Origin of the sequence: Propionispora sp. 2/2-37, assembly GCF_001298735.1 — a bacterium.
Classification (GTDB): domain Bacteria; phylum Bacillota; class Negativicutes; order Propionisporales; family Propionisporaceae; genus Propionispora.
In genome coordinates, this window is sequence record NZ_CYSP01000001.1 from 61726 (window position 1) to 87836 (window position 26111).

At 45.4% G+C, this 26111-nt stretch carries 29 protein-coding genes and 1 riboswitch; of the genes, 27 read left to right on the forward strand and 2 right to left on the reverse strand.

Annotation, left to right across the window (positions count from 1 at the left end; translation table 11 throughout):
- Nucleotides 1-11: 11 nt before the first annotated feature.
- Nucleotides 12-1964, forward strand: a complete 1953-nt coding sequence (locus P22_RS00295; RefSeq protein ID WP_054258209.1) for an Eco57I restriction-modification methylase domain-containing protein — start codon at nucleotides 12-14, stop codon at nucleotides 1962-1964.
- A gap of 42 nt (nucleotides 1965-2006) precedes the next feature.
- Here the strand turns inward: P22_RS00295 and P22_RS00300 are convergent, their stop codons facing one another.
- On the reverse strand, nucleotides 2007-2417 hold the full coding sequence (locus P22_RS00300) for a hypothetical protein (protein WP_054258210.1): 411 nt from the start codon (nucleotides 2415-2417) through the stop codon (nucleotides 2007-2009).
- A gap of 172 nt (nucleotides 2418-2589) precedes the next feature.
- Here P22_RS00300 and P22_RS00305 point away from each other — a divergent pair, with 172 nt between their 5' ends.
- The 24 genes from P22_RS00305 to cobC all read left to right on the forward strand — a co-directional run bounded on the left by P22_RS00305 (nucleotide 2590) and on the right by cobC (nucleotide 24381).
- Complete coding sequence (locus tag P22_RS00305; protein ID WP_054258211.1) at nucleotides 2590-3444, forward strand: ChbG/HpnK family deacetylase; 855 nt, start codon at nucleotides 2590-2592, stop codon at nucleotides 3442-3444.
- Entirely contained in the window at nucleotides 3437-4420 is a 984-nt protein-coding gene (locus P22_RS00310; RefSeq protein WP_054258212.1) for a lysylphosphatidylglycerol synthase transmembrane domain-containing protein, read from the forward strand. The genes P22_RS00305 and P22_RS00310 overlap by 8 nt, the downstream gene beginning before the upstream one ends.
- A 44-nt stretch (nucleotides 4421-4464) precedes the next feature.
- Nucleotides 4465-5379, forward strand: a complete 915-nt coding sequence (locus P22_RS00315; protein WP_054258213.1) for an NAD-dependent epimerase/dehydratase family protein — start codon at nucleotides 4465-4467, stop codon at nucleotides 5377-5379.
- An 18-nt stretch (nucleotides 5380-5397) separates the two neighbouring features.
- Complete coding sequence (locus tag P22_RS00320) at nucleotides 5398-6918, forward strand: ArnT family glycosyltransferase (RefSeq protein ID WP_054258214.1); 1521 nt, start codon at nucleotides 5398-5400, stop codon at nucleotides 6916-6918.
- Nucleotides 6919-7138: 220 nt separating this feature from the next.
- Nucleotides 7139-7333, forward strand: a complete 195-nt coding sequence (locus P22_RS00325; protein ID WP_054258215.1) for a 4Fe-4S dicluster domain-containing protein — start codon at nucleotides 7139-7141, stop codon at nucleotides 7331-7333.
- Nucleotides 7333-8466 carry a 2-oxoacid:acceptor oxidoreductase subunit alpha gene (locus tag P22_RS00330; RefSeq protein WP_054258216.1) on the forward strand — a complete coding sequence of 378 codons (1134 nt, stop codon included), beginning with the start codon at nucleotides 7333-7335 and terminating at the stop codon, nucleotides 8464-8466. The genes P22_RS00325 and P22_RS00330 overlap by 1 nt, the downstream gene beginning before the upstream one ends.
- A 1-nt stretch (nucleotide 8467) precedes the next feature.
- The gene (locus P22_RS00335) at nucleotides 8468-9289 is read left to right on the forward strand and encodes a 2-oxoacid:ferredoxin oxidoreductase subunit beta (RefSeq protein WP_054258217.1); all 822 of its coding nucleotides are present in this window, start codon (nucleotides 8468-8470) and stop codon (nucleotides 9287-9289) included.
- Nucleotides 9289-9822 (forward strand): 2-oxoacid:acceptor oxidoreductase family protein, encoded by a 534-nt coding sequence (locus P22_RS00340; RefSeq protein ID WP_054258218.1) that lies wholly within the window; start codon nucleotides 9289-9291, stop codon nucleotides 9820-9822. The genes P22_RS00335 and P22_RS00340 overlap by 1 nt, the downstream gene beginning before the upstream one ends.
- 73 nt (nucleotides 9823-9895) lie before the next feature.
- A riboswitch (cobalamin riboswitch) is annotated at nucleotides 9896-10097 on the forward strand.
- A 96-nt stretch (nucleotides 10098-10193) separates the two neighbouring features.
- Nucleotides 10194-11279 (forward strand): cobalt-precorrin-5B (C(1))-methyltransferase CbiD, encoded by a 1086-nt coding sequence (gene cbiD, locus P22_RS00345; protein ID WP_054258219.1) that lies wholly within the window; start codon nucleotides 10194-10196, stop codon nucleotides 11277-11279.
- Complete coding sequence (gene cbiE, locus P22_RS00350) at nucleotides 11264-11890, forward strand: precorrin-6y C5,15-methyltransferase (decarboxylating) subunit CbiE (protein ID WP_054258220.1); 627 nt, start codon at nucleotides 11264-11266, stop codon at nucleotides 11888-11890. The genes cbiD and cbiE overlap by 16 nt, the downstream gene beginning before the upstream one ends.
- Nucleotides 11887-12480, forward strand: a complete 594-nt coding sequence (gene cbiT, locus P22_RS00355) for a precorrin-6Y C5,15-methyltransferase (decarboxylating) subunit CbiT (RefSeq protein ID WP_235814503.1) — start codon at nucleotides 11887-11889, stop codon at nucleotides 12478-12480. The genes cbiE and cbiT overlap by 4 nt, the downstream gene beginning before the upstream one ends.
- Nucleotides 12481-12499: 19 nt before the next feature.
- Nucleotides 12500-13255 (forward strand): precorrin-4 C(11)-methyltransferase, encoded by a 756-nt coding sequence (gene cobM / locus P22_RS00360; protein WP_054258222.1) that lies wholly within the window; start codon nucleotides 12500-12502, stop codon nucleotides 13253-13255.
- Nucleotides 13252-14349 (forward strand): cobalt-precorrin 5A hydrolase, encoded by a 1098-nt coding sequence (locus P22_RS00365; protein WP_054258223.1) that lies wholly within the window; start codon nucleotides 13252-13254, stop codon nucleotides 14347-14349. Before cobM ends, P22_RS00365 begins: the two co-directional genes overlap by 4 nt.
- Before the next feature lie 5 nt (nucleotides 14350-14354).
- Nucleotides 14355-15044, forward strand: a complete 690-nt coding sequence (gene cobJ / locus P22_RS00370) for a precorrin-3B C(17)-methyltransferase (protein WP_054258224.1) — start codon at nucleotides 14355-14357, stop codon at nucleotides 15042-15044.
- On the forward strand, nucleotides 15041-15808 hold the full coding sequence (cobK, locus tag P22_RS00375; RefSeq protein ID WP_054258225.1) for a precorrin-6A reductase: 768 nt from the start codon (nucleotides 15041-15043) through the stop codon (nucleotides 15806-15808). Before cobJ ends, cobK begins: the two co-directional genes overlap by 4 nt.
- Before the next feature lie 28 nt (nucleotides 15809-15836).
- Complete coding sequence (locus P22_RS00380; protein ID WP_054258489.1) at nucleotides 15837-16460, forward strand: precorrin-8X methylmutase; 624 nt, start codon at nucleotides 15837-15839, stop codon at nucleotides 16458-16460.
- 43 nt (nucleotides 16461-16503) lie between these two features.
- Nucleotides 16504-17877 carry a cobyrinate a,c-diamide synthase gene (locus P22_RS00385; protein WP_054258226.1) on the forward strand — a complete coding sequence of 458 codons (1374 nt, stop codon included), beginning with the start codon at nucleotides 16504-16506 and terminating at the stop codon, nucleotides 17875-17877.
- Between the two features lie 29 nt (nucleotides 17878-17906).
- Nucleotides 17907-18467 carry a bifunctional adenosylcobinamide kinase/adenosylcobinamide-phosphate guanylyltransferase gene (gene cobU, locus P22_RS00390; RefSeq protein ID WP_054258227.1) on the forward strand — a complete coding sequence of 187 codons (561 nt, stop codon included), beginning with the start codon at nucleotides 17907-17909 and terminating at the stop codon, nucleotides 18465-18467.
- Between the two features lies 1 nt (nucleotide 18468).
- A complete protein-coding gene (locus tag P22_RS00395) occupies nucleotides 18469-19995 on the forward strand; it encodes a cobyric acid synthase (RefSeq protein ID WP_054258228.1) in 1527 nt (508 codons plus the stop codon).
- A gap of 3 nt (nucleotides 19996-19998) precedes the next feature.
- Nucleotides 19999-20949, forward strand: coding sequence for an adenosylcobinamide-phosphate synthase CbiB (cbiB, locus tag P22_RS00400; RefSeq protein WP_054258229.1), 951 nt, complete (start codon nucleotides 19999-20001; stop codon nucleotides 20947-20949).
- A gap of 40 nt (nucleotides 20950-20989) precedes the next feature.
- On the forward strand, nucleotides 20990-21742 hold the full coding sequence (gene cobS, locus P22_RS00405) for an adenosylcobinamide-GDP ribazoletransferase (protein WP_054258230.1): 753 nt from the start codon (nucleotides 20990-20992) through the stop codon (nucleotides 21740-21742).
- Between the two features lie 61 nt (nucleotides 21743-21803).
- The gene (locus P22_RS00410) at nucleotides 21804-22676 is read left to right on the forward strand and encodes a GHMP family kinase ATP-binding protein (protein ID WP_054258231.1); all 873 of its coding nucleotides are present in this window, start codon (nucleotides 21804-21806) and stop codon (nucleotides 22674-22676) included.
- A gap of 3 nt (nucleotides 22677-22679) precedes the next feature.
- Entirely contained in the window at nucleotides 22680-23768 is a 1089-nt protein-coding gene (cobD, locus tag P22_RS00415) for a threonine-phosphate decarboxylase CobD (RefSeq protein WP_072169763.1), read from the forward strand.
- A gap of 4 nt (nucleotides 23769-23772) precedes the next feature.
- The gene (gene cobC, locus P22_RS00420) at nucleotides 23773-24381 is read left to right on the forward strand and encodes an alpha-ribazole phosphatase (protein ID WP_054258232.1); all 609 of its coding nucleotides are present in this window, start codon (nucleotides 23773-23775) and stop codon (nucleotides 24379-24381) included.
- A 4-nt stretch (nucleotides 24382-24385) separates the two neighbouring features.
- On the opposite strand, the gene P22_RS00425 is transcribed toward cobC, so the two are convergent.
- Nucleotides 24386-24718 (reverse strand): arsenate reductase family protein, encoded by a 333-nt coding sequence (locus P22_RS00425; RefSeq protein WP_054258233.1) that lies wholly within the window; start codon nucleotides 24716-24718, stop codon nucleotides 24386-24388.
- 113 nt (nucleotides 24719-24831) lie between these two features.
- Between P22_RS00425 and P22_RS00430 the strand changes: the two genes are divergently transcribed.
- Both P22_RS00430 and trxA read left to right on the forward strand, forming a co-directional pair.
- Nucleotides 24832-25659, forward strand: coding sequence for an RMD1 family protein (locus tag P22_RS00430; protein WP_054258234.1), 828 nt, complete (start codon nucleotides 24832-24834; stop codon nucleotides 25657-25659).
- A 79-nt stretch (nucleotides 25660-25738) separates the two neighbouring features.
- Nucleotides 25739-26062, forward strand: coding sequence for a thioredoxin (gene trxA / locus P22_RS00435; RefSeq protein ID WP_054258235.1), 324 nt, complete (start codon nucleotides 25739-25741; stop codon nucleotides 26060-26062).
- Nucleotides 26063-26111 lie beyond the last annotated feature (49 nt).

Sequence of the window (26111 nt, forward strand, 5' to 3'; positions counted from 1 at the left end):
GGTAAGCGCCAATGAATTGGAAAATATTTTTGGCAGAATTTCACACAGTTGAAAGCTGGCTGTCGGACCGGAAGGTTAAGGAGGCTCAGAGGAAAATATTCGGAATTATTGCTATGATCTTAGCGGGATATTCTCAACCACAGAGCATTTTGCAACAAGTACTTGCCAGCGAGTTCCTGGCAGATATTTTTAGCGAAAAGCCTGTGTACGAAAAACCGGAATTTACTATGCCTGTTGAAATTGAGACCATTATATGGCGCTGGCTTGGCAGTTTACCGCATAACGATGCAGTATTAGGCGAAATTTACGAAAGATTGTCACGGAAAAAACGTATTCAAGGTGTGTATTATACTCCCGGGAAAATTGTAGATTTCATTATAGCCCATACGCTAGAGCAGTTTGATGTTATTGAGAATCCGGATATCAGAATACTGGATCCGGCATGTGGATGCGGTTTTTTTTTATTAAAGGCTTACGATGTGCTATTTGAAAAGCTATCTCAAAACAGTGAGCTTCTTAATCAAAAGTTCCCTTTACGTGACTGGTCGCCAGAGGGCATTCACCGTCATATTTTACAAAATAATTTGTGGGGATCGGATATTGATGAACAGGCGATTGAAATTGCCTGTATTGGCTTACAGCTAAAGCAGGTGAAAACCAGGAATATTGTTAATCATCTTATTGTCTATGATAGCTTGCAGCGTCCGGAAGATGCTGAAAACTTGCCGTTAGCTGTCCGTCATTTTTGGGAGCAGCGCTATGAATGTGTGCTGGGAAATCCGCCCTATTTATCTTTTGGCCTGCGTGGTGCAAAGCAAATGAGTGCGGATTACCGGGCTTATTTACGACAGGCTTATCCGGAATCAGCCGAATATAAGTTGAGTTATTATGTTTTATTTATGCAGCGAGGCATAGAACTGCTTTGCCCTAATGGGCGGCTGGGCTTTATTGTACCGGATAGCTTCTTGCTCGGACGGTATTATTCAAAAATCCGGAAATACATCATGGAACATACATTGATAGAAATTCTGGCACATATTTCGACTACGGTGTTTAAGACGGCCATAACCGGGTATGCCTGCATTTGTATACTCAAAGCGAACGACAATAAACAAAGGAGAGATAACCAGCTTATCAGTATCATGCAGGTAGATTCGTTGCGGCAATTGCCCGGTGCCGAGGCAGTATGCCAGTATGAGCAGAATTACTTTTCTTCACTTCCATATCAGCGTTTTCGGGTTTTTTTTGATTTAGAGATAAAACAGATCGTTGACCATTTGGATCGTACCGGCATTTTGTTAGGTAATTTTGTTTCAGGACATACAGGAATTCGATCCATTTCTTGCCAGTCCGATATAATATCATCAAGGTGCTGCGGCCCAACCTGGCAGCGTGGCTTGATTTCCGGTTCCCAGGTTTGGCGTTACGGCATCAAGTATGGAGGACACTGGATCAATATTGATAAACAAAAACTTTATCAAGGCGGTTGGCGTTCCGATATCATAAGCCGGTCCAAGCTGCTGGTCCGCCAAACCGGGTATATGCTGACCGCTTGTATTGATGGAAATGGTTATTACCATTTGAACAATATTCACAGTTTTGTTGCCCGTAATCATTCTGTTCATTTGGAGTATTTGCTAATGCTGTTAAATTCACGCCTTATGTCTTTTTATTATCATGCTGTCAGCATGGAATATGGAAGGGCAATGGCGCAGACCGATATAGAAACCTTGGAAAAACTTCCGATTATTGTAAATTCAGCTGTTGATCAAAGTGCTCCGGAATTGGTAAGAACAATGATGGCTTGTGTAGAGAAAAAAATAGCGGGAAAGGATAATGTTGATAATAAGATAAAGGCTTTAGATGACTATTTTAACCAAGTGGTGTACAAGGTATATGGATTAAGTGAGCGGGAAATTGCTATAGTTGAGCAGTACGAAGAACAGCTGCTTGTCAAAAAATAATATAAACAGGGAAAGATTTCCCTGTTTATATTAGAATACTACTTATTTTTTGTTGATATCGTACTGTGATGTGAGCACCTTGTTTGTTGCCTGCGACTGCCCGGACTGGCTGTTGGCACCGCTTTGGCTGGCGCTGCTGCTGCCATTGATATCATATTGTGACGTGAGTACATTGTTTGTTGCCTGCGACTGTCCGGACTGACTGCTGGCACCGCTTTGGCTGGTGCTGCTGCCATTGATATCATATTGTGACGTGAGTGCATTGTTTGTTGCCTGCGACTGTCCGGACTGGCTGCTGGCACCGCTTTGGCTGGCGCTGCTGCCATTGATATCATATTGTGACGTGAGTACATTGTTTGTTGCCTGCGACTGTCCGGACTGGCTGCTGGCACCGCTTTGGCTGGCGCTGTTCATTGATCCGCTAGTTTGCTGATTTATTTTTGTTTTGTCCATTAAAGAGCCCTCCTTCGTCTTTTTTTGAATCCACTATTAGTATCATAAATTAATTTTAATCTCATGCGCGGTAGTTTTTTCATATCCTTTGTTAAATATAACCATATAAATATAGTGGAATATTACTCTAATACATACCGGCAGATATTCAGGGAGAAGAGAGGTTCACTTTATGAAAAAAATAATTGTTAATGCCGATGATTTTGGTTTACATGAAGCTATAAATAGTGCCATTATCGAAGGTCATCTGTCAGGGTGTGTATCCAGTGCGTCCATTATGCCGAACGGCAAGGCGTTTTTGCATGCAGCTCATTTATGCAGTCAAAACCGCTTGCTGGGAGTAGGCGTGCATTTGACGCTGGTCGGACTGGAGCCGCTCAGCGAGCCGGAGAAGGTAAGTTCTTTAGTAGATGATCAAGGGCTGTTTTATAAAAGCTATATTCATTTTTTGCTAAGATATGTGCAGGGGAAAATACGGCAGGAGGAGATTAAGCGGGAAATGGCCTTACAGATTGAGCAGGTGATTGCTGCCGGTATACCGGTTACTCATCTTGACAGTCATCAGCATTTGCATATTATTCCCGGAATTTTTGAGGTTGTCGTTGAACTGGCAAAATGTTATCATATTGGTGCTGTGCGGATACCAGATGAATCTTACTTTTTTACAGGGGGATATCCTTTCAGCCTGTCACGCATACTAGGTCGTACAGGATTAACCTATTTGTCGCGTATGGCCAGAAGAAAAATCGTAAAACACGGACTGGTGGCACCGGATCATTTTTTTGGCATGTTGTCAGGTGGGCACATGAGTGAGAATTATTTATTACAGGTTGTTGAGCAATTGCCGGAAGGAGTTTCGGAAATTATGATGCATCCGGGGAAAACAAATGAACTTTTGGAGTATGAATATGGCTGGGGCTATGGCTGGGAAGACGAATTCACTGCAGTGGTAAGCAAGAAAGTCCGGAGTGTTTTAAAGAAAAGGGATATTGGACTGACTTCTTTTGGAGAGTTGAGACATGCTTAAATTATATAAGCGTTTGTTTTTTGTTATTTTGCTGATCGGTATTATCTCCGGGGCGGTCATCTACTACACTGTGGATATCAATACATTTCGGCACCTAAGTTCTTTTCGCATCTGGTCGTTGGCAGCCGTTTTGTTTTTTTTAAGCGTGGGTTTGTATTTTGATGGTACACGGCTCATGCATCTGGTTCGTATCTCCGGGGAAAATATCTCACTGATGGAAGCCGTTCAAGTCGTATTTGGCAATTATTTTTTGGCGGCCTTAACGCCAGGAGCTGCCGGAGGAGCGCTTGCGCAGGTCTTGTTTTTAAGACGTGCCGGAGTTCCCACCGGTAAAGCTACGGTTTTGGTCGTGGTGCGCACCATTTTATCCATTCTGTTTTTGCTGCTTTGCATGCCGGTTGTATTTTATTATGATCCTGGGGTGATGCCTTGGATTTCAGAGGATCTACTGTCGGTAATTTCCAGTGCTGTGATTATCAGTATCTTGGCAACGATATGGCTTTTGCGTAAAAACACGTTAGCGTATTTTTTAGTGGCTTTTACTAAAAGACTCCATTATACTCGCAGACGACGCGTTTTTTCTATATATCGTGATGTACGGGGGGCTATACTGATGCTTTCGTCGGCACCACTTAGTATGCTCCGTGTTTTTATTGAATCAGCAATCAGTTTACTATCGCTTTATAGTGTTGTCCCTACCTTGTTCATGGGCATAGGGGCGGAAGTGAACTGGCTACATGTCCTGGGACGCATGATTTTTCTTAATATCTTATTATATTTTGCACCAACTCCCGGGGGATCAGGCATTGCCGAAGGTGGATTTGTTGTCCTGTTCAATGAGTTTGTCCCTTCCGGAACGGTTGGAATTGTAGCTGTCGTATGGCGCATGGTGGCGGAATATATTCCTTTTGTTATTGGACTTTACTTTACTGTTAAGGTGTTCGGCAGAGCGTTTCTTGCAAGTCAGATTAAATAATGGTAATGGGGGCTGCTAGGGTAATGAAGGGGGACGGGATAAGGATGAAGGTCTTGGTAACGGGTGGTGCCGGATTTATCGGTTCTCATATAGTGAAACGGCTGCTGCAAAAACAATGTGAAGTTGTCGTAATTGATGATTTGTCTACCGGTTCTTTGCGAAACCTTACTCAGAAACAAATTTGTATACAGATGGACATCCGCAGTGAAAAAGTCCTGGAGTTGTGTAGAACAGAACGATTTGATGCGGTTATTCATTTAGCGGCGCAGACAATGGTGCCGGCCTCCATAAAAAAGCCGGTATATGATTGTGAGGTAAATATAGCAGGAACATTAAATATCTTAGAGGCCGCACGCCAGACCGGGGTTAAAAGGGTCATTTTTTCATCAACTGCAGCCGTTTATGGAAATGTTTCAGCTATTCCCGTCAAAGAACATGCCTTGCTTCAGCCTACTTCATTTTATGGATTAAGTAAACTAACGGCTGAAAGATATTTGCAGATCTATTCCCAGCTTTACGGTATAGAGCATGTCATATTGCGCTATGCCAATGTGTATGGTGAACGGCAGGGCGACTTTGGTGAAGGCGGTGTGATTAGCATATTTTTACGTAAGATTTATCATAATATGCCGGTTATTATTTTTGGTGATGGAGGACAAACACGCGATTTTGTCTATGCCGGTGATGTTGCCGAGGCCAATTACCTGGCCTTACAGTCCGAACATGTAAATACTGTGTACAATATTGGTACGCAGACGGAAACCAGTGTAAATGCATTGCTGGATATTTTGGAAACAATTTCTCAAAAACCTGTTGAAAGAGAGTATAATAAGATTCGTGCCGGTGATATCTACCGTTCTTCGCTTTGTAGTGAAGCTGCTGCAGCCGGATTGTACTGGAAGGCGCAAACCACACTGGAGGATGGCTTGATAAAAACATATGCGGCATTAAATTTCTAGTTTAGAAGGTGAACATAATTGCGAGCCGGAACGGGTTTGTGCGTAATTATTATTAGTGCATTTATTATTTTTTTAAATCTAGGCACTCTTCCCTTGTTAGATCCCGATGAACCCGTGTATGCTGAGACCCCGAAAGAAATGCTGCAGTACAACGAATTTCTTTCGCCTCGAATATATGGCGAATATTGGTATGATAAACCTCCTCTGTATTATTGGCTGGTGGCAGGAACTTTTAATTTGCTGGGGATTCATGAGTTAGCCGCCAGGCTGCCTTCGGCTGTAATGGCCGTTGCGTGTGTGGCAATGGTTTATGCTGTAAACCGGCGGCGTTTTGGCGAACTTGCCGGTATTTTCGGTGCTTTGATTTTGACCACCAGTCTGGAATTTTTTTACTTAGGAAAAGCGGCAGTTACCGATATGACACTTACATTATGTCTTACGGTGTCATTAGTGTCGTATATGGAAAAACGGTATTATCTTATTTATCTGTTTGCCGCTTTAGCCACCTTGACAAAAGGGCCGGTCGGCCTTTTATTTCCTGTAGCCATTATTTTTCTTCATATGTTCATTACCCGTAACTTTTCAGAAATAAAGCATATGCATATATGGACAGGAAGTTTATTGTATTGCGGTATTGCTGTTCCCTGGTACTGGTTTATGTACGTCATGCATGGTCCCGTTTTCATTGATACTTTCTTAGGTTTTCACAATATTATGCGATTTACTTCCCCTGAACATCCGGAAGGAATTTTATGGTATTATTATCTTCCGGTCCTGATTGTCGGGTTTTTTCCGTGGATTTCTGTGCTGCCGCAAGCGGTATTGGCAGCATGTAAGGCTAACCGGCGGGAGCCTCGAACATTATCATTTTTATTGACATGGGCTGTTTTTATTTTTGCTTTTTTTTCCATCTCTCAGACCAAATTGGTGTCTTATATTTTGCCGATGTTTCCTCCCGTAGCCATGATCGTCGGTTGGTATGTAGCTCGTATTGCCTGTGCTTATCGTCAAAGAGGCTGGCTTGTTTCACTGTTGTTGTATTCAATTCTTTTGCTTGTGGCTATATGGATGGGAACGGAGAGCGTACCGGTAGCAGAGAGCAGTGTCATGCTGTTGTCAGGTTGTTTAACGGCTATGGTCATTCCGGCAATGTATTTTATCTGGCGCCGGCAGATCCATTGCGCAGTTGTTGTACAATTATCCGGCATGGCAATTTTACTGATTTTGCTGATGCATAGTATCATTCCTCAGATAGCACCTGTTTTTTCATCCAAAGAAATTGCCGGAGATTTTGCAAGCTATTATGACGGAGTGTCACCCGTTTATATTATCAAGATTTTACGTCCGGGTTTTGCTTTTTATTCCGGGGTTAATGGAATAGAATTGGATAAAAACGATCTGGAAAGAAATATTGCCGAAAGTGCGGGAGCCTATTTTGTCGTCAGGCAAATGGACTATCAGAAACTAACCACGTCCGGGAGGCAAAAAATAAAAGTGCTTGCAGCGAAGGGGGACCGGATGTTATTGTTTAAACCGTAATTTTAGTGTTATTTCACTTTCAGCAGGTCCGGCTATTTGTGAATATTTACTATCGATTTGTGAATATTTACAAATGTTGGACTTTTTCTGTTTTACGATAAATGCAGTAATACTAAGGTAATTTACTTGTGGGTATAGAATAATCGTTATGTTATGTTGTATAATGATAAACAGTGAATATTTGTTTTTTAATTTTGGGAGTTAGGGGAGGTATTGCGTGATGGCGGTAACTGTTAACCGGCAGTTTTGTAAAGGTTGCAGTATTTGTATAGTTTTTTGTCCGAAGCAGGTTCTGGAACTTGATGAGGTTGGAAAAGTATATGTAAAGGCGGCAGAGAAATGCATTTCCTGCGGATTGTGTGAGCTTCGATGTCCTGATTTTGCGATATATGTTAACGGAAAGGGGGGCAATTAATGAGCAGGGCGCGTTTAATGCAGGGAAACCAAGCTTGTGCTGAAGGTGCTATTGCCGCCGGTATAAGTTTTTTTGCGGGCTATCCGATTACACCCAGTACGGAAATTGCGGAAATTTTGGCCGAACAACTTCCCTTAATTGGTGGGAAATTTATTCAAATGGAAGATGAAATTGCCAGTATGGGAGCCGTTTGCGGCGCTGCATTAACCGGGGCAAAAGCTATTACGGCTACCAGTGGCCCGGGTTTTTCACTGAAACAGGAATTGATCGGTTATGCTGCCATGGCGGAGATTCCGGTCGTTGTTGTTAATGTGCAGCGTTCCGGTCCCAGCACGGGTTTGCCGACTGCGCCTTCGCAGGGGGATGTTATGCAAGCCCGCTGGGGAAGCCATGGTGACCGGGGCGTGATTGCCTTGTCGCCGGGTTCGGTACGAGAGGCTTTTGAGATTACGGTTAAAGCCGTTAATTTTGCGGAACGCTTCAGGGTTCCTGTAATTTTGCTGTTGGATGAAGTTATCGGCCATTTGCGGGAACGGGTTGAACTGCCGGAGGTATATGAATTGGAAATTATTAATCGTAAACAACCGGAAGTTACACCGGATGATTATCAGGCTTATCTGCCCGGTGAAGACGGTGTACCGGCGCTGGCACCTTTTGGAACCGGTTACTATTATCATGTCACTGGTCTGGTACATAATTATTCCGGACAGCCATCCCAGTCGCCGTCTGTTGCCGATGAACTGATTCGACGGCTGCATAGTAAGATAGAGCGGGCTCAGGACGAAATTACGCTCTATAGCGAACTGTTTATGGAGGATGCCGAGATTGTTGTTATAGCTTATGGCGGAACTGCACGTGCAGCTGTTGCTGCGGTGAAAGCTGCCAGAAAACAGGGAATAAAAGCCGGATTGTTAAAGTTAATCACAATCTGGCCATTCCCTGGGATATTGGTACAACGGGTGGCTCAACGGACAAAGAAGATGATTGTGCCGGAAATGAACTATGGGCAATTGGTGGGTGAGATAGAGCGTTATGTTATGAAAGAGAAAGTACTATCACTAACTAAAGTGGATGGAACTTTCTTTAGCCCGGATGATATCTTGCAGCCTATTGTTGCAGCAGGAGGGAGATAGTATGGCGGATATAGAAAAATATTTACGTAAATCGGCGTTGCCGCATATCTGGTGTCCCGGTTGTGGTAACGGTACTTTACTGGCGGCTATTTTACGGGCGATTGACAAACTGCAGCTAAACCAGCAAAAGACGGTCATTGTTTCGGGTATTGGTTGTTCGTCACGCGCTTCCGGATACATGAATTTTAATACTGTTCATACGGCACATGGACGGGCTTTGACTTTTGCGACTGGTATCAAACTGGCAGATCCGGAACTAAATGTCATATTGATAACCGGAGACGGCGATTGTACTGCGATTGGCGGCAATCATTTTATTCATGCCGCCCGACGCAATATTGATATTACCACAATTGTTTTTAACAATAGCATTTACGGTATGACCGGCGGACAATTTTCACCACTGACTCCCAAGAACAGCAAGGCCACTACAGCGCCTTTCGGGCATATTGAGCGCTCTTTTGATATCGCACAATTGGCTATTGGAGCAGGTGCAACGTATGTTGCCCGGGGGACTGCTTATCATGCCGCCATGCTGACTGATTTAATTGTAAAGGGAATTGAGAATAAAGGTTTTTCAGTTATTGATGGTATCACGCAGTGTCCGATTGGCTTTGGCCGGAAAAATAAAATGGGTACGGCGGCGGCCATGCTGGCCTGGCAGCGTGATCATGCCGTTATGGCTAAGGCTGCTGCGCGAATGTCACCTGAAGAACTGGAAGGCAAATTTCTGATTGGTGAACTGCATCATGTGACTGCACCTGAATATACGGCTGAATATACTAAATTGGTGGCCAGGTTGCAAAAGGGGGGGAAGGTCTGATGCTGGAGATTACCTTGGGAGGCACGGGAGGACAGGGGTTAATTCTGGCCGGAATTATTCTTGCGGAGGCGGCCATACTGGATGGAAAGCAAGTGGTGCAGACACAGTCCTACGGCCCTGAAGCACGCGGTGGAGCCAGTAAGGCGGATGTCATCATTAGTAATCATGGGATTGATTATCCAAAAGTTTTAGCGCCGGATATTTTACTGGTTATGAGTCAGGAAGCCTGTGACAAGTATGCATGCTTGTTAAAAAGCGGAGGCAAATTGCTGCTAGATACGACTTTCGTGAAGAAGACGATGCCGGAATTGGAAGCAGAATTTATTGAACTGGCCATCACCCAAGCAGCCCGTAAGGAATTTGGTAATCCGGTATTTGCCAATATCATTGCTTTAGGTGCTTTGGTGGAGGCTACCGGGATTGTCAGTGAAGCTTCCCTGCGTGCCGCTGTTTTGGCAAGAGTACCCAAAGGAACGGAAGAAAAAAATCAGGCCGCATTGGCTTTAGGAAAAACATTATATAAGAATAACTAAAGTTTTTATGCAGGATAATAGTATTTTAGGTGGAATAATAGTATTTAACTAGAATTGTTCTGTCAATTTGAGCTGAATATTGATGGGAATAGGTGCTTTGATGCTTAAAAGGGAAGTTCGGTGTAATTCCGGCACGGTCCCGCCACTGTGATGGGGAGCCTGTTTATTGTCAGGTTATAGTTTGCCTGTAATACTGACAACCACTGGAAAACTGGGAAGGTATAGACAGGTGATGATCTGAAGCCAGGAGACCTGCCTGTTCTGACACACACCGTTACGACTTACGGAAGATGGGCAGGTGGGTAAAATTTTACATTGTATTACTTTTTACCCTCTTGCTTTAAGGGGGTGTTTTATTGTCTAGCAAATCAATGCGAACAGGAATTACTACCGGCACCTGCGCGGCCGCGGCAGCAAAAGCGGCAATTCTGGCTTGGGATGGCAACCCGGTCACAATGGTTACAGTTATATCACCGCAGGGACGAGGCATCGAAGTACCAATTGCCGACAGCAAAAAAACGGTGAGTGGCGGTTATGCCGCCGTTATTAAAGATGCGGGTGATGACCCTGATATTACTAATGGTGTTACGCTGATATGCCAGGTGGAAATTCTCAACGATGCCGATATTCAGATTAAAGCCGGCAAAGGTGTGGGCGTAGTCACAAAACCTGGATTATCGGTGAATATCGGTGAACCGGCCATTAATCCCGGCCCACGCCAAATGATCCTTACTGCGGTGCGGGACGTATTACCGGAGGGGCATGGTGCAGTTATTACTGTTTCTATTCCGGAGGGAGAGGGATTGGCAGAGCGAACGCTAAACCCGGCGTTGGGAATTGTTGGCGGCCTTTCTATCATTGGAACCACCGGCATTGTGGAGCCCATGTCGGAAGAAGCGTTTAAGAATTCCTTAGCGCCGCAAATCAGTGTCGTGCGAGCGTTGGGTCACGACCGCATTATCTTTGTCCCGGGGAAAATAGGACAGAATATAGCCTTAAAACAGGGGCTTCCGGAAGAACTTATTGTACAAACCAGCAATTTTATTGGTTATATGCTGGAAGCTGCTGTGCGTAATGGCATGAAGCAGGTTTTGCTTTTTGGTCATTTGGGAAAAATAGCCAAGGTGGCCGGCGGTATTTTTCATACGCATAACCGTGTGGCCGATGCCCGGATGGAAACAATTTCCGCCTATGCCGCAGCCAGCGGGGCAACCCGGCAGGCTGTCAGAGACCTTTTAGCCTGTGCCACTACCGAAGCAGCCATACCAATTATCCGGGAGAACGGTCTGAGTCAAGTATTTTCCCTGTTGTCTGAGAGAGCCAGCTTCCGTTCCATGCGCTATGTATTTCAGGATTTACAGGTGGGGACGGTGATTGTCACGCTGCAGGGAGAGATTTTGGGAATGGATGGTATGGCAGCTGAACTAGGAGGCAAGTTAGGATGGAACATAAAATAAGAGTCGTGGGAATTGGGCCGGGGTCACCGGACTATTTACTGCCAATTGCTAAACGGATTATTGATCAGGCAACGGTCATTGCTGGCAGTAAACGGGCACTTGATACCTTTGCGCCGCAGAATGCAAAAAAGAAAGTGATTGGTAAAAATATTGAGGACGTCTTAGCGTTTATCCAGTTGGAACTGGCCGGCCAGGATGTAGTGGTTATGGTGTCGGGAGATCCCGGCTTTTATAGTTTATTGCCGGCGTTACGCCGCCGGTTTCCTTTAGATGCAATCAGGGTAACTCCGGGAATTGGCTCACTGCAACTGGCGTTTGCCCGTATAGCCGATTATTGGCAGGACGCTCTGTTGCTTAGCATGCATGGACGCAAAGTTACAGAAGAACAACTGGCTTATAAAGAGGGTAAAAAATTAGGAATACTTACGGATAAGGAAAATAATCCTGCTTTTATTGCAAGATACTTGTTGACGCTTGGCTGGCCGCCTACTGCAAACGCTGTAGTATGCAACGATCTTTCTTATTTAAGTGAAGACGTACTGGAGACTACTCTGCAGGAATTAAGCCGTACGGAGGGATATGCACATTGTGTATTGGTGGTGAAAGCGTGAGCGATGATTATAGTGTCGGAATTCCCGATGATCACTTCATCAGGGGACATATACCTATGACCAAGCAGGAGATCCGGGTTTTGGTTTTATCCCAGGCAAAGATTAAGAGCGGTCATACGGTTATTGATATCGGTGCGGGTACCGGTTCTTTATCCGTGGAAGCGGCACTGCAGAGTGGTACAGGAAAAGTATATGCTGTAGAGCGCGAACCGGAAGGCTTTGAACTGATCAAACGGAATGCGGCCAAGTTTGGCGTGGCTACCATTCAGCCGATCTTAGGCGATGCCCCTGCGGCATTAGCCGGGTTGCCACAGGCCGATACCATTTTTGTCGGCGGAAGCGGCGGCCATTTGCAGGAAATCTTAGCGGCGGCAAGACAGTTGATTAAGCCAGGCGGGCGTATTATCGTGACTGCAGTTACGATTGAAACTTTGCATAATACGTTGGCTGATATGGAAGCACAGTCAGCATTTCAGACAGAGGCGTTTTGCGCGCAAATTACGCGGATCAACAAGCTTGCTTCCTGTCACATGCTGCAAGCTTTGAACCCGATTTATATTATTACGGCCATTGCTCCGGCAGCGGAGTGACTACTGAGGAGGAGTTTATATGCAGGTTTGTTTTGTTGGTGCCGGTCCCGGCGATCCCGAGTTAATAACCGTAAAGGGGCAGCGGTTCTTGTGCGAGGCGGATGTGGTTATTTATGCCGGATCCTTGGTAAATCCTGCTCTCTTGGGATTGGTTAAACAGGGAGCAAGCATTTATAACAGCGCTAAAATGACGCTTGACGAAGTTATTAGTGTAATAGAACAGGCGGTTGCCGACCACAAACAGGTCGTACGGTTGCATACGGGCGATCCGAGCATTTATGGAGCCATCAAGGAACAAATGGATGCTTTGGACAAAAGAAGGATTACCTATCATATCGTTCCGGGTGTTAGTTCTTTTCTAGCTACGGCAGCAGCATTACAATGCGAATATACTCTGCCGGAGGTATCGCAGACGGTTATCATTACCAGAATGGAAGGGCGTACGCCTGTACCGGAAAAAGAAAAGCTGTCCAGTTTGGCTGCGCATAATGCTACCATGTGCATTTTTTTGAGCGTACATATGCTGGAGGATGTGCTTAAGGAGTTAATTGACGGGGGCTATTCACCGGAAACACCGGTAGCTGTTGTGCAAAAGGCATCCTGGCCGGAACAAAAAATTTATCGTGGTAGTTTAGCCAATATTGCTGAAATTTTGTCCAACGAAGCTGTTAACAGGACGGCAATGATTGTTGTGGGAAAATGTCTGGGTAGTGATTATGCATTGTCCAGGTTGTATGCACCTGAGTTCGGACACATGTACCGGGATGCTACATGAAAATAGCTGTAATTTCCGTTACCAGGAGAGGGGCCTGTCTGGCGGAGCGCATTGCCGGGGGATTTCCCGGTTCGGTCAATACTTATACCAAAAATGGCCGTGGCTTAAGTACACATACGGAATATTTTGACTCTTTAGGGGAACTGGTAAGGGAGATCTTTTCTAAATACGATGGTTTGGTTTTTATTATGGCTACCGGTATTGCCGTTCGTGTTATCGCTCCCTATATCCGTGATAAACGCCGGGATCCCGCGGTGGTTGTTGTCGATGACAATGGATGTCATGCGATTAGTTTGTTATCCGGCCATCTGGGAGGGGCTAATGCCTTAACTGAGAAAATCAGCCGGTGCATCGGGGCAAGGCCGGTTATTACCACCGCGACCGATCTCGCTCAAAAAACGGCTCCTGATATATTGGCAAAAAAGCTGGGATTCACTTTGGAACCCTTTGCCTGCCTAAAGACAGTAAATGCGGCTTTGGCCAACGGGGACCGGGTGGCGTTCTTTTTAGATGGCGAACTGTTGGAGGCCCGGAGAATAGGAGCTGCTGCTCAAACAATGGAAATTGAATGCATTCCTATTACGGAGCTTGCCAGACAGGAGGCTGAAGACAGATATGATGCCGCTGTTTTGTTAACAGATAAAAATGTCAACAGTCTAAAACCGCATATTTATCTCCGGCCGCGGACACTGGCAGTCGGAATCGGTTGCCGGAGGGGGACACCGGAAGGAGAAATTATGAAGGCTTTGCAGGATTCGCTGATATCGGTCCGGCGCAGCCTGCACAGTATAGCAGTTATCGGCAGCAGCATAGTCAAGGCTGATGAGGCTGGTTTGCTGACTGCAGGTGAAATCATGGGGATTCCTTTGCGCTTTTTTACTAATGAAGAGTTGCAGGGATGTATTGATCGGCAGAAGCTAGAAATTTCAGCATTTGTAAAAAAGCAGATAGGAGTGGGAAATGTATGCGAAGCGGCGGCACTACTGGCGGCACAGAGCGACAAATTACTCATAAACAAGAAAAAATATGGAAGAGTTACGGTGGCTATGGCCGAAATCAAATATTCATTGTTGGTATCGGACCGGGAAGCTTAACCGATATGAGTGACAAGGCGCGGCAGGTTATTTTACAGGCGGAAGTCGTTGTCGGCTATAGAACCTATATTGAATTAATTACCGAGTTGCTGGGGGGCAAACAGATTGTCAGCACCGGAATGATGCAGGAGATTGACCGTTGCAGGGCTGCTGTGGAGATTGCCATCGAGGGAAAACGCGTGACCGTTGTGTCCAGCGGAGACCCGGGGATTTACGGCATGGCCGGTCTGGTATATGAAATAGTAGCTCAATATCCGGAGAACATTCGGCCGGAGGTTACCGTTATCCCGGGGATCAGTGCGGTGAATGCGGCGGCTGCGGTCTTAGGAGCACCACTTATGCATGACTTTGCCGTTATCAGTTTGAGTGACTTGCTAACACCCTGGGAAATGATTCAAAAACGGGTGGAAATGGCCGGTTCTGCTGACTTCGTGATTGCCCTGTACAATCCTAAAAGTCTCAAGCGTACCACACAAATTGAAGAAGTACGGAAAATTTTGTTGCGTCATCGTTCTCCGCTAACGCCTGTCGGTATTGTCGGACATGCCTCAAGGATGGGGCAGAGGGCGGTCATCAGCAGTTTGGAGCGTTTTACCCAGGAACATATCGACATGTTTTCTCTGGTGATTATCGGCAATAGCCAGACTTTTGTTCAAGATGGACGAATGATAACTCCGAGGGGTTATACCTTATGATACTGGTTCTGGCAGGTACCCGCGACGGCAGGGAATTGGCAGCCAAACTGGCGAATCTGGGATTTAGCGTCATGGCCTCAGTGGTCAGTGTGTACGGTCAGCAGCTGGCTCAGGAGAAAATCGGCCGGGTACATGAAGGTATGCTGGACGAGACAGGGCTGGTGCAACTGATACAACAGGAAGGCATCTGTCTGCTGGTTGATGCCAGCCATCCTTATGCCGTGAATGTATCACGGCATGCCATGCAGGCCTGTAACCGCTGCGGGGTAGAGTATTTGCGTTATGAACGGCCGTCCGCCGTTTTGCCGGATTATGAGCGCCTGATTGTAACCGAGGATTATCCGGCGGCGGCCCAAACCGCTGCCGGATTGGGCCATACTGTTTTTCTGACGACCGGAAGCCGGCACCTCGGCATTTTCAAGAATCACCCCTGCCTGCAGCAACATCGCTTAATAGCACGTGTTTTGCCGGAGCCGGACGTTTTGGCAGAATGTATCAAGCTTGGTTTTCAGCCGAAAGATATTGTTGCTTTGCAGGGGCCATTTTCTCATGAACTGAATATGGCTTTATTTAAAGACTATCAGGCGGATGTCGTTATTTCAAAGAACAGCGGCAGTATCGGCGGTACGGATACTAAGATATCCGCAGCTATCGAACTGGGTTTGCCACTGGTGGTTATTGACCGCCCGCCAATGGAGTACAGCAATATAGTTCATTCCTTTGAACAAGTGCTGCAACAGGTGGAGCAGCACTTCAGAAAATAGCCGGAAGCTATACAGGAGGAAGCGTATGATGAATTTTATAAAGGATCCTGCAGCCATTGAGCAGCGCAGCATGGAAATAATTGCTCCCTATTTAAATAAGCTGAATTTGACTGCGGAAGAGGTCAAAGTATATTCCCGTATTATCCATGCGGCAGGTGACCCGGAGTATGCGGGAATTATCCGGATTCATGAAAAAGCGATTGCTTCAGGCCGTCAGGCCCTGCGGCATGGCTGTAATGTCTTCTGTGACGTGGAAATGGTACGGACCGGCATTAATAAAAGAGTGCTAATGAATTTTGGAGGGGAGGCTCTTTGTTTAATAGCGGATGAAACGGTAGCAACTGAAGCAAAAAAACAGGGTATTACCCGCTCGATGGCCGCAATACGTACCTTTGGGGAAAAAATGAATGGTGCGGTAGTGGCTATTGGCAATGCTCCCACAGCTTTGTTTGAGCTTATTACGCTAATGGAGCAGACGGGCATACGACCGGCATTAATCGTGGGCGTTCCTGTCGGTTTTGTCGGAGCCAGTGAGTCTAAACAGTTGTTGACTGAGGTCTCTCCGGTGCCTTATATCACGGTATCAGGCAATAAAGGCGGCAGTCCGATTGCTGCTGCCGCTATAAATGCCCTGTTGTATATGGGGGCGTAATTACAGAATGCCTTATAGAAAAAGCTGTAAGGGGGGGATAAGAATGCAAATAACTATACCGCGGGTTGTGATAGCTGGAACACAAAGTGGAGTCGGCAAAACGACGGTCGTGACGGGATTGCTGGCAGCCTTGGCGGCCCGGGGAATGCAAGTCCAGTCTTACAAGGTAGGACCGGATTATATTGATCCCGGGTTTCACCGGTTGGCGAGCGGGAAACCGGCGCATAATCTGGATACCTGGCTGATGCCTCCGGATATGGCAGTAAGAGTTTTTGCCAAAACGGCGCAGGGTAATGATATTGTAGTAATTGAAGGCGTCATGGGATTATATGATGGCGGCCGTAAAGGAATCAGCAGCACAGCGGCCATTGCTAAGATGCTACAGGCACCGGTGATTTTAGTGGTAGATGCCAGGTCTATGGGAGAGAGCATTGCAGCTACGGTGTTAGGATTTAAAGCATACGATCCGGAAGTAAAACTGGCCGGGGTGATTGTTAACCGTCTTGGTTCAGCCACACACCGGGATTTAGTGGTTGAGGCACTGCAAAGAATCCATGTCCCCGTGCTGGGATGTATATACCGCGATACAGAACTCAGTTTACCAGAGCGTCATTTAGGGCTTACTCCGGTTACAGAGTGTAATGTGGAAAAAGTAATTGAAATACTGGGACAAACGCTTGAGACTCAGGTTGACCTGGAGCGTCTGCTGGAACTGGCTGATAAAACCGCCGCTATCGAGGTGGATACAGCAAGTCACTATCCCGAAGTATTCCCGCTCCGCATTGGTGTGGCTCAGGATAAAGCCTTTTCTTTTTATTATCCGGAAAGCTTAGATATATTACAATCATTGGGGGCTGAACTGATTTTCTTCAGTCCGTTAGCTGATGAAGATCTTCCTGAAGCAGACGGAATTATTTTTGGCGGTGGTTTCCCGGAAATGTTTGCACAGGAACTGACGGAGAATCAAAAGATGTGTACTGCTGTATTACGTGCATCTCAGCAGGGGATGCCAATTTATGCCGAATGCGGCGGATTAATGTACTTAACCAGAGAAATTGTCGATTTTTCGGGCAAGGTGCGCAAGATGGCCGGAGTTATCCCGGCAACTTGCGTGATGGAACAGAAGCTGCAAACGGTAGGTTATGTGGAAGCTGTTTCACAACAAGACACGCTGCTTGGCCAAAGTGGCCAGTCGCTACGTGGGCATGAATTCCATTTTTCACGGATGATACCGGATGATGAGCGAACCTTTCCCTGGGCTTATAAAATGGTGAAGATCCGTACGGGAAATGTCTATCGGGGTGGATATGCCCGAGATAATGTTTTGGCTTCTTATCTTCATATCCATTTTGCGGGCAACCGGCAGGCCGCTCATCGCTTTTTAAAGCGGTGCTGGCAGTTCAAGAGCAGGAAATAAAGAGTTTACAGGCAGGAGTTGAAGCTGTGATGGCCAGGATAATTTTGATAACGGGTGGTGCCAGAAGCGGCAAAAGTGCGTTTGCGGAAAAATACGCCGGGGATGCAGGAAGTAGCATTGCGTATATCGCTACAGCACAGATCTATGATGAGGAGATGGCGCAGCGGGTAAGACTTCACCGTCAGCGCCGGCCTGATTCCTGGATTACCTTTGAGGCCCCTTACAATGCGGAGAACGCACTGGAAAAAGCATTGCAGCAGGCCGGTGTAGTCTTGTTCGATTGCCTGACTTTATATACCAGTAATCTCCTTTTAGCCGAACAGGCACCTAAGGATAACGGGAAACGGGCTGCGTATATACTGGAAAAAATAGATATTTTACTAAAGACTGCGCGGTCAGGAAAAGGTACGGTCGTTTTTGTAACAAACGAAGTCGGGTGTGGCATTGTCCCTGATAATGCTTTGGCCCGTGAGTACCGCGATATAGCCGGCTGGGTTAACCAAAAGGTGGCGGAGCTTGCGCAGGAAGTATATCTGGTTGTTTCCGGTATCCCACTGCCTATCAAGAATCTACCGAACGAGGAAGTGTAATATGGCTAAGACGATAATGTTGCAAGGTACCAGTTCGCATGTGGGAAAAAGCATTTTAACAACTGCTTTATGCCGTATTTTTCTCCAGGATGACTTTAAAGTCGTACCTTTTAAGGCGCAAAATATGGCTCTTAATTCCTATGTTACCAGGGAAGGCGGGGAAATGGGACGCGCTCAGGTGGCTCAGGCAGAAGCGGCCGGACTGGAACCTGCTGTGGAAATGAACCCCGTATTATTGAAACCGACGGGTAATTCTTGTTCACAAGTAATTTTAAAGGGCACTCCGGTAGGCAATATGTCGGCCGCCGAATATCATAACGGATATAGTCTAAAAGCGCTACAGGCGGTCAAGGAATGTCTGCATACCCTGTCAAATGCCTATGATATTATGGTTATCGAGGGTGCCGGAAGTCCGGCGGAGGTCAATCTTAAAGCTCAGGATATTGTCAACATGCGTGTTGCCAAACTAGCACAGGCACCTGTACTGCTTGTAGCCGATATCGACCGGGGCGGTGCCCTGGCTGCCGTTGTCGGGACGTTGGAATTGTTGGAAGCCGATGAACGTGAACTTGTCAAGGGAATTATCATCAATAAATTCAGGGGGGATATTGGGCTGCTTCAGCCGGCGCTTGAGTTTTTGGAGAAAAAGACAGGTAAACCGGTTTTGGGAGTTATTCCGCATATTGAACAATTGGGCATTGATGATGAAGATTCGGTTTCCTTAGATGAAAAAGTTGTGGCAGAAAAGCGGGAGTTGGAGATTGCTGTTTTACGGACACCTAAAATTTCCAACTTTACTGATTTTGATGCACTGGCGGGAGAGCCCGATGTCGCCGTCCGTTATGTCAAACGGGGTGAAAAAATAGGGTGTCCTGATTTGATTATTTTACCCGGCAGCAAGAATACCCAGGAAGATTTATTGTATTTACGGGAGCAGGGCTATGAAGAGGAAATTGTCCGTCTAGTATCAAGGGGGACGCCGCTGATCGGCATTTGCGGCGGTTACCAAATGCTGGGGATGGAGATTCGTGACCCGGACCATACGGAATCCCGGTTAGAAAACCAGAAGGGGTTAGGTTTGCTGAATATCATTACTACTTTTTTACCGGATAAGGTTACCCATCAGATTACGGCTTCCTGTAACGGGCAGGGATTTCTTGGCATAGATTATACAGATCATGCACTGACCGGATATGAAATTCATATGGGGCGAACGGAGCCACAGGAGACGTATTGTCATACATTTACCATTACCAGCCGTTCCGGGCAAGACACGGAATGTTATGATGGGATCGTCAGACAGGACGGGTTGGTTATGGGGACCTATATTCACGGGATTTTTGATAATGACGGCTATCGTCAGTCTATTTTGGACAAACTGCGGGAGCGTAACGGGTTGCCGTCGATTGTCCGCAAGCATAATACCCGGGCTGAGAAGCAGGCCAGCTATAACCGTTTGGCCGATATAGTGCGCAGACATCTGGATATGAAGGCCGTATATCGTTTAATGAATTTACGGAGTTGTTGAGGTATGAAAGAATTTCTTCCAATCGCCGCCGTGGTTGTTGATTGTATTATTGGTGATCCGCGTTCTTCCTGTCATCCCGTAGTGATGATTGGCAAATTGATTGCCGTTTTGGAACAGAAGCTACTCTGTCCCAGGGCTGCCCAGGCTTTGCAGATAATGGCCGGTGGCCTGCTGGTGGTTCTGGTTTTAATCATTGTCTATAGTATCTTGTGGTATGTTGTCGGTTTTTTTGCCACCTTGCCTTCGGCAGTGGCTTTTTGGTTGGAAGCCTGTTTACTTGCTTTTGTTATTACCCCCAATAGTCTGGCCAAGGCAGGCAGAGAAATCGGAGAGTACTTATCAGCCGGTAACCTTTCAGAAGCCCGCTATAAGGTGGGCTGGATTGTGGGCCGGGACACGGACAAACTTAATGTGGCCGAAATAACCAGAGCTACCGTGGAAACCATTGCCGAAAATATTGTTGATGGTATTATAGCCCCGCTTTTTTACTATTTCATCGGTGGAGTACCGCTGGCTTTTTTATACCGGGCGGTAAATACAATGGATTCAATGATCGGCTATAGAAATGATAAATATCTGTATTTTGGCAGGATAGCCGCCCGTGTAGATGATATGTTTAATTATATACCGGCACGTCTAACCGGGGTTCTTTTAGTGTTTGCCTCCTGGATTCTGAACTATGATGCTGCAGGAGCGGCAAAGACCGTTTTAAGGGATGCGCACCGTCATCCCAGCCCTAACAGCGGAATCCCCGAAGCGGCAACAGCCGGTGCGCTAGGCATCAGACTGGGCGGATTAAATTATTATGGCGGGGTTGCCTCTTTCCGTGCCTATATGGGTAACGGGCCGGGTCCCTTGAGGCCTATGCATATTACGCGGTCAATCAACCTCATGTATGCCAGTACCTTGATTTTTCTTGGTCTATGTCTGGTTTTGCAGTTTATCAAACAGTAAATTGGAGAAAGGAAAGCGGAGCGACGCTTGACAATGATATATGAAGGATTTTATTACAGGCCTGCAATTTTTAACACGCATTCGCTTTTTTCGGGAAGATACCTGGACAGCAGAGCGTTTTGGCCGCAGTGTTGTTTTTTTCCCGCTCGTTGGGGCGGTTATTGGCTTGGTATTAGTTGCCGTTTATTTAATCGTTGAACAGTACCTGCCGTTGGCCGGGATCTCGTTTTCACGCCATATTCTGGCGACCTTGCTTGTAGCTGCACATATTATAGTGACCGGCGGGCTGCATTGCGATGGTTTTATGGATACTATTGACGGGATTTTCTCCGGGCGGCCGAGAGAGCGAATGCTGGAGATTATGAAGGACAGTCGTGTTGGTGCCAACGGAGTAACAGCTTTTATTTTGTTTGTTTTAATGAAATGGTCTTTTTTGATGGATATCTCTCTAGAATTTCTGCCCGGTGCTATTTTTCTAATGCCTGTTTTAGGGCGGTTATGCATGGTGGTGGGTATTACCTGCTTCGACTATGCCAGAGCGGATGGAATGGGAAAAGCGTTTAACCAATATGCCGGCAAACAATCTTTATATATTGCTTTATTTTATTCACTGATCATCGTTGTTCTTTTTGGTAAGCAGGCACTATTTGCCGGATTTGCAGCAGTTTGCTGCGGCCTTCTTTTTGCTGGGTACATCAGCCGGATTTTGCACGGCTTGACGGGAGATGCCTATGGGGCGATTACAGAAGTAACGGAATTATTGGTACTGTTTTTTTATGTTTTACTTTTTTAAGTTGTTCAAGTAGTGTTATATAAGTTGGCATTCAAGAAATGTGGATCAGGAGAATGAAGGCATGAAAGTAAAAGTGGAAGTTCCAGGGTCTTGCGGTGAATTGGTACAAGGAACAATTGCTGGACAGAATTTTCTAATCACCTGCCCGGTAGATCTTTATTCCTGTATTGAAATGACTGCAGGAGAATACGATTTGGAACATGAGCCGGAAAAAGTACGGCTGGCTATAGAGAGGACTTTCGCTTATTTGGGCAGGAAGCGACCGGATTGCCGGATAAAAGTCGTTTCGGAACTGCTAACGGGGAAAGGCATGGCCTCAAGCAGTGCCGATATAAGTGCCGCCTGTCAAGCGGCTGCACTATGGGCCGGGGTAGAAATAACGGTTGATGAGATAGCGGACATTGCCTTGGCTATTGAGCCAACGGATGCTGTTTTTTATCCGGGAATTGTTATGTTTGATCATCTTCAGGGGCGCGTTCGGAGACAACTGGGCCGGCCTCCTCACATTAATATTGCTTTGTTTGATACCGGAGGAGAAATTGATACGCTGGAATTTAACCGGCGGAAGGATCTGCATTCTCTGAACAGCAATAAGGAAGAAAAAATAATTGAGGCAGTGAACCAGGTAGTTAAAGGAATTGCGTCAGGTAATCCAGAATTAATTGGAAGTGGAGCTACTTTGAGTGCTTTGGCCAATCAGCCGATTTTATATAAAGAGTACCTGGAAGAAGTTATCAGCGTCAGTAAAGCATATGGTGCGTTTGGCGTTAATGTAGCTCACAGTGGAACCATTGTGGGAATTCTTTATTCTCCGGCAAAGCCTGAACAGCTTGTTGAATGTATTTTGGCGGTTCAAGTTGCTTGTCCGGGCATTCGCTATATCCGGACAGTCAAATTGATATCTGGAGGATTGCGTATACAGGTAGGTGATTAAACCGTGCAAAATTATGAACATGGCGGTAATCTCTATGCCGCTATGCGGGATAAAAAGATTCATATGGCGGAATTTTTGGATTTTAGTGCTAACATTAATCCGTTAGGTATGCCGGACAGTTTGGTAAAAGCAGTCAATCGGGCTTTGCCTTATATTATTCATTATCCGGATACCGAAGCCAGGGAGCTAAAGGAGGCAATCCGCTTTCGCTACGGGATTCCGGAGGGCAGCATTACTGTTGGTAATGGTGCAGTGGAGGTTATTTATCTTCTGTGCCATATGCTAAAACCCCAAAAAGTGCTTGTTGCCGCTCCCACTTTCGGTGAATATGAACGGGCCGCACGCGCCAGTGGTGCCGAAGTTGCTTATTATTACCTGCAGCCGGACAGCAGGTTTGCAATTGATCTCCATGAGTGGATAAAATGTGCAGCCGGAGTGGATATGCTCTTTTTAGGAAATCCGAACAATCCGACCGGTAACTTGCTGCAGTATCAGGATATTCAGACTATTTTAGAGGCTTTAAAAGGAGAAAATACCCTTGTTGTAGTGGATGAGTCTTTTCTGGATTTTCTAGATGATGACCGTTCTTATTCTTGCCGGCATTTGTTGCCGCTTTATCCTAATCTGATCATTATCCATTCGCTCACTAAATTTTATGCCATGCCCGGCCTGCGGTTAGGATTTGCTGCGGCCAATGATCCAATTACTGCTATGCTTCATGCCGGCAAGGATCCATGGAATGTGAATTCACTGGCACAAAGTGCAGGCGTGGCGGTGTTATATGATGACGACTACCGGGAACGCAGCAAATGTTTTGTACAAAAAGTTAAGGACGAATTATACACGGCGTTATCTGCTCTTTCTTGTATTAAGCCTTATCCGCCTTCGGTTAATTTTATATTGATCAATATAAAATTAACCGGATTTTCCGCTCAGGAGCTACGCAATAAGCTGGAACAATATCGTATACTTGTGCGTGACTGCAGCAATTATCCTGGTTTATCCAATGAATATATCCGTGTGGCTGTAAAACAGCCAAGACAAAATGAGAGATTACTGGCCGCTCTGGAGACAGTAATGAGTAAGAGGTGACTGTATGACAAAAGTAATTATGGTAAGACATGGACAAACAACCTGGAATTTGGAACATAAATATCAGGGACATAGTGATATTGTCTTAAGTGAGCAGGGGATACGGCAGGCAGAACTGGCGGCGAAGCGTTTGGCCGATGAGCCTATTCAGGCCGTGTACGCCAGCGATTTAAGCCGGGCCTTTAAAACAGCGGAAATTATTGCAGCGAAACATCGGCTGCCTGTTAGCGGTTTAGCTGAATTGCGGGAGATTAATTTTGGTAAATGGGAAGGGCTTACTTATGAACAAATATATGCCGGCTGGCCTGAGCTTATAAAAACGTTATATAACAATCCGGATGAAAGTCAGGTACCCGGGGGCGAAACGTTCCGAACATTGAAAGAACGGGCTTTTCATTGTCTGGAAACTTTATTAGCCAGACATCCTGATGAGACTATCTTGCTGGTATCGCATGGCGGCACCATTCGAACCTTGCTGTGCGCAGTACTTAATATTCATTTAAACCACATTTGGAAAATAAAGCAAGACAATACGGCAGTTAATATTATTGAGTTCAACGAGGCTTATCCGGTGGTTGCCCTTTTGAACGATACGCACCATCTTAAAGAGTAAAGGGTTATTTCCAGGTTTTCCATTCTTCCGGCTGATAACCGACCGTGGCTGACGCGCCATTACGGACAATCGGTGTGGTAAACAGTAACGGGTTATTCAGCAAGACTTCTGTAATGTCATGTAATATATACTTCAGATGCATTTTTTGGTATTCTTTGCCTTCCTTATTGATTAAATCATCCAGACGGATACGTTGACTGATGCTTCTTAATTCTCCTTTACTGACCCCTTTTACAGTCAGGTCAATGAACTGGTACTTAATCCCTCTTTCTTTAAAGAAGCGTTCGGCTTTACGGGTGTTCTGGCATTTTTTAATGCCAAATATTTGAATATTCATAAGAAGTACCACCAATCTGTTTTTTTGTTCTTTGTCTGTAATTTGTTGGAAAAATGCGGTATAATATCCTCTAGAGGGTAAATTCGCTCCTCGTGGGTTAAGGAGGATTATCTGTGCTGTCGGAATTTGAGGCCGTTATTTTAAGTAAGGAATTAAATCTTAATTCCATCGCTAACCATTTTGGCATTAATCGTAAATTTAAATGGGAAGATTCATTGATTTTGGGCGAACTTTATTTACAAAAAATTATTACCAATGCGCAGGGTAAGATCGTTTATCTATTTTCCTTCGGCAGTGCGGTATTTGTGAATTTTTCTCATTCCGATATTATGACGGTTGTCCAGTATATAAAAGCACTGGAAGCAGATATTAATCTAGCAGATATCTTTAAATTTGTCGACAATTATAATTTAAGTATGGATAGTGAGACACCGGCAACTATCACGAATGATTATATCGTTGTTGAGCGAGCTGAGCAATATCATTTGGAGATTATTTCCGTCGTTCTGGCAAAATCGGTTGCTTTGGAAAAAATTGAAAGCGAAATTGGGTTATTGTTGGATAAAACAGAAGATGTCATTGATAAATTAAATCAGGGGCAGCTAACGGTATCTGACCAAAAACTTGCTAAAATGTCGGCCAATGCGTTAGGTTTTAAATTAAACACGGTGTCCTATATTATGTTGCTGGATAAACCGGACATTACATGGACTAACGAGGAAGCCGGCAAGTTGTTTGAGGAATTGGCCCGTTTGTTTGAACTAACCGAGCGTTATAATAATATTCATCACAAAACGGCGGTATTAATGGATATTACCAATGTGTTTGCAGGGTTGGTACAATCAAACCGCGGGACACGTTTGGAGTGGGCGATTATTATTCTGATCGCCTTAGAGATCGTTTTATCTTTGTATGATTTGTTCTGGAAGACTGCTGCCTAAATAAGGTTCTGAAATTTTTTATAACATTACGGGTTGTTTGGAAATATATAATTAATATAATCGAAAAGGAGGACCATACATGTCGAATCTTTTAAATGCAAATCAGGATAACTTTCAGGAAGAAGTTGTTGATTCCACCACGCCGGTATTAGTTGATTTTTGGGCTCCATGGTGCGGGTATTGCACCAAACTATCGCCAGTATTGGAAGAGTTGGCGGCAGAACTTGGTACAAAGGTGAAAATAGTTAAGGTAAATGTGGATGAAAATCGTTCGTTAGCTCAATCCTATGGAGTTATGAGCTTGCCCACAATGATTTTATTTAAGGGTGGGGAACAGACCGAAAAACTGATGGGTTATATGCCTAAATCTGCAATTTCAGCCAAACTTTCATCGCTTCTGTAAAAGAAATGAGCGCATCGTATATGATGCACTCATTTCTTTTTTATCATAT

Excerpts from the sequence above, each read along its gene's own strand:
- P22_RS00295 (WP_054258209.1), top strand. The coding sequence starts at position 12 with ATGAATTGGAAAATATTTTTGGCAGAATTTCACACAGTTGAAAGCTGG.
- P22_RS00300 (WP_054258210.1), bottom strand. The coding sequence starts at position 2,417 with ATGGACAAAACAAAAATAAATCAGCAAACTAGCGGATCAATGAACAGC.
- P22_RS00305 (WP_054258211.1), top strand. The coding sequence starts at position 2,590 with ATGAAAAAAATAATTGTTAATGCCGATGATTTTGGTTTACATGAAGCT.
- P22_RS00310 (WP_054258212.1), top strand. The coding sequence starts at position 3,437 with ATGCTTAAATTATATAAGCGTTTGTTTTTTGTTATTTTGCTGATCGGT.
- P22_RS00315 (WP_054258213.1), top strand. The coding sequence starts at position 4,465 with ATGAAGGTCTTGGTAACGGGTGGTGCCGGATTTATCGGTTCTCATATA.
- P22_RS00325 (WP_054258215.1), top strand. The coding sequence starts at position 7,139 with ATGGCGGTAACTGTTAACCGGCAGTTTTGTAAAGGTTGCAGTATTTGT.
- P22_RS00330 (WP_054258216.1), top strand. The coding sequence starts at position 7,333 with ATGAGCAGGGCGCGTTTAATGCAGGGAAACCAAGCTTGTGCTGAAGGT.
- P22_RS00335 (WP_054258217.1), top strand. The coding sequence starts at position 8,468 with ATGGCGGATATAGAAAAATATTTACGTAAATCGGCGTTGCCGCATATC.
- P22_RS00340 (WP_054258218.1), top strand. The coding sequence starts at position 9,289 with ATGCTGGAGATTACCTTGGGAGGCACGGGAGGACAGGGGTTAATTCTG.
- cbiD (WP_054258219.1), top strand. The coding sequence starts at position 10,194 with ATGCGAACAGGAATTACTACCGGCACCTGCGCGGCCGCGGCAGCAAAA.
- cbiE (WP_054258220.1), top strand. The coding sequence starts at position 11,264 with ATGGAACATAAAATAAGAGTCGTGGGAATTGGGCCGGGGTCACCGGAC.
- cobM (WP_054258222.1), top strand. The coding sequence starts at position 12,500 with ATGCAGGTTTGTTTTGTTGGTGCCGGTCCCGGCGATCCCGAGTTAATA.
- P22_RS00365 (WP_054258223.1), top strand. The coding sequence starts at position 13,252 with ATGAAAATAGCTGTAATTTCCGTTACCAGGAGAGGGGCCTGTCTGGCG.
- cobJ (WP_054258224.1), top strand. The coding sequence starts at position 14,355 with ATGAGTGACAAGGCGCGGCAGGTTATTTTACAGGCGGAAGTCGTTGTC.
- cobK (WP_054258225.1), top strand. The coding sequence starts at position 15,041 with ATGATACTGGTTCTGGCAGGTACCCGCGACGGCAGGGAATTGGCAGCC.
- P22_RS00380 (WP_054258489.1), top strand. The coding sequence starts at position 15,837 with ATGAATTTTATAAAGGATCCTGCAGCCATTGAGCAGCGCAGCATGGAA.
- P22_RS00385 (WP_054258226.1), top strand. The coding sequence starts at position 16,504 with ATGCAAATAACTATACCGCGGGTTGTGATAGCTGGAACACAAAGTGGA.
- cobU (WP_054258227.1), top strand. The coding sequence starts at position 17,907 with ATGGCCAGGATAATTTTGATAACGGGTGGTGCCAGAAGCGGCAAAAGT.
- P22_RS00395 (WP_054258228.1), top strand. The coding sequence starts at position 18,469 with ATGGCTAAGACGATAATGTTGCAAGGTACCAGTTCGCATGTGGGAAAA.
- cbiB (WP_054258229.1), top strand. The coding sequence starts at position 19,999 with ATGAAAGAATTTCTTCCAATCGCCGCCGTGGTTGTTGATTGTATTATT.
- cobS (WP_054258230.1), top strand. The coding sequence starts at position 20,990 with ATGAAGGATTTTATTACAGGCCTGCAATTTTTAACACGCATTCGCTTT.
- P22_RS00410 (WP_054258231.1), top strand. The coding sequence starts at position 21,804 with ATGAAAGTAAAAGTGGAAGTTCCAGGGTCTTGCGGTGAATTGGTACAA.
- cobC (WP_054258232.1), top strand. The coding sequence starts at position 23,773 with ATGACAAAAGTAATTATGGTAAGACATGGACAAACAACCTGGAATTTG.
- P22_RS00425 (WP_054258233.1), bottom strand. The coding sequence starts at position 24,718 with ATGAATATTCAAATATTTGGCATTAAAAAATGCCAGAACACCCGTAAA.
- trxA (WP_054258235.1), top strand. The coding sequence starts at position 25,739 with ATGTCGAATCTTTTAAATGCAAATCAGGATAACTTTCAGGAAGAAGTT.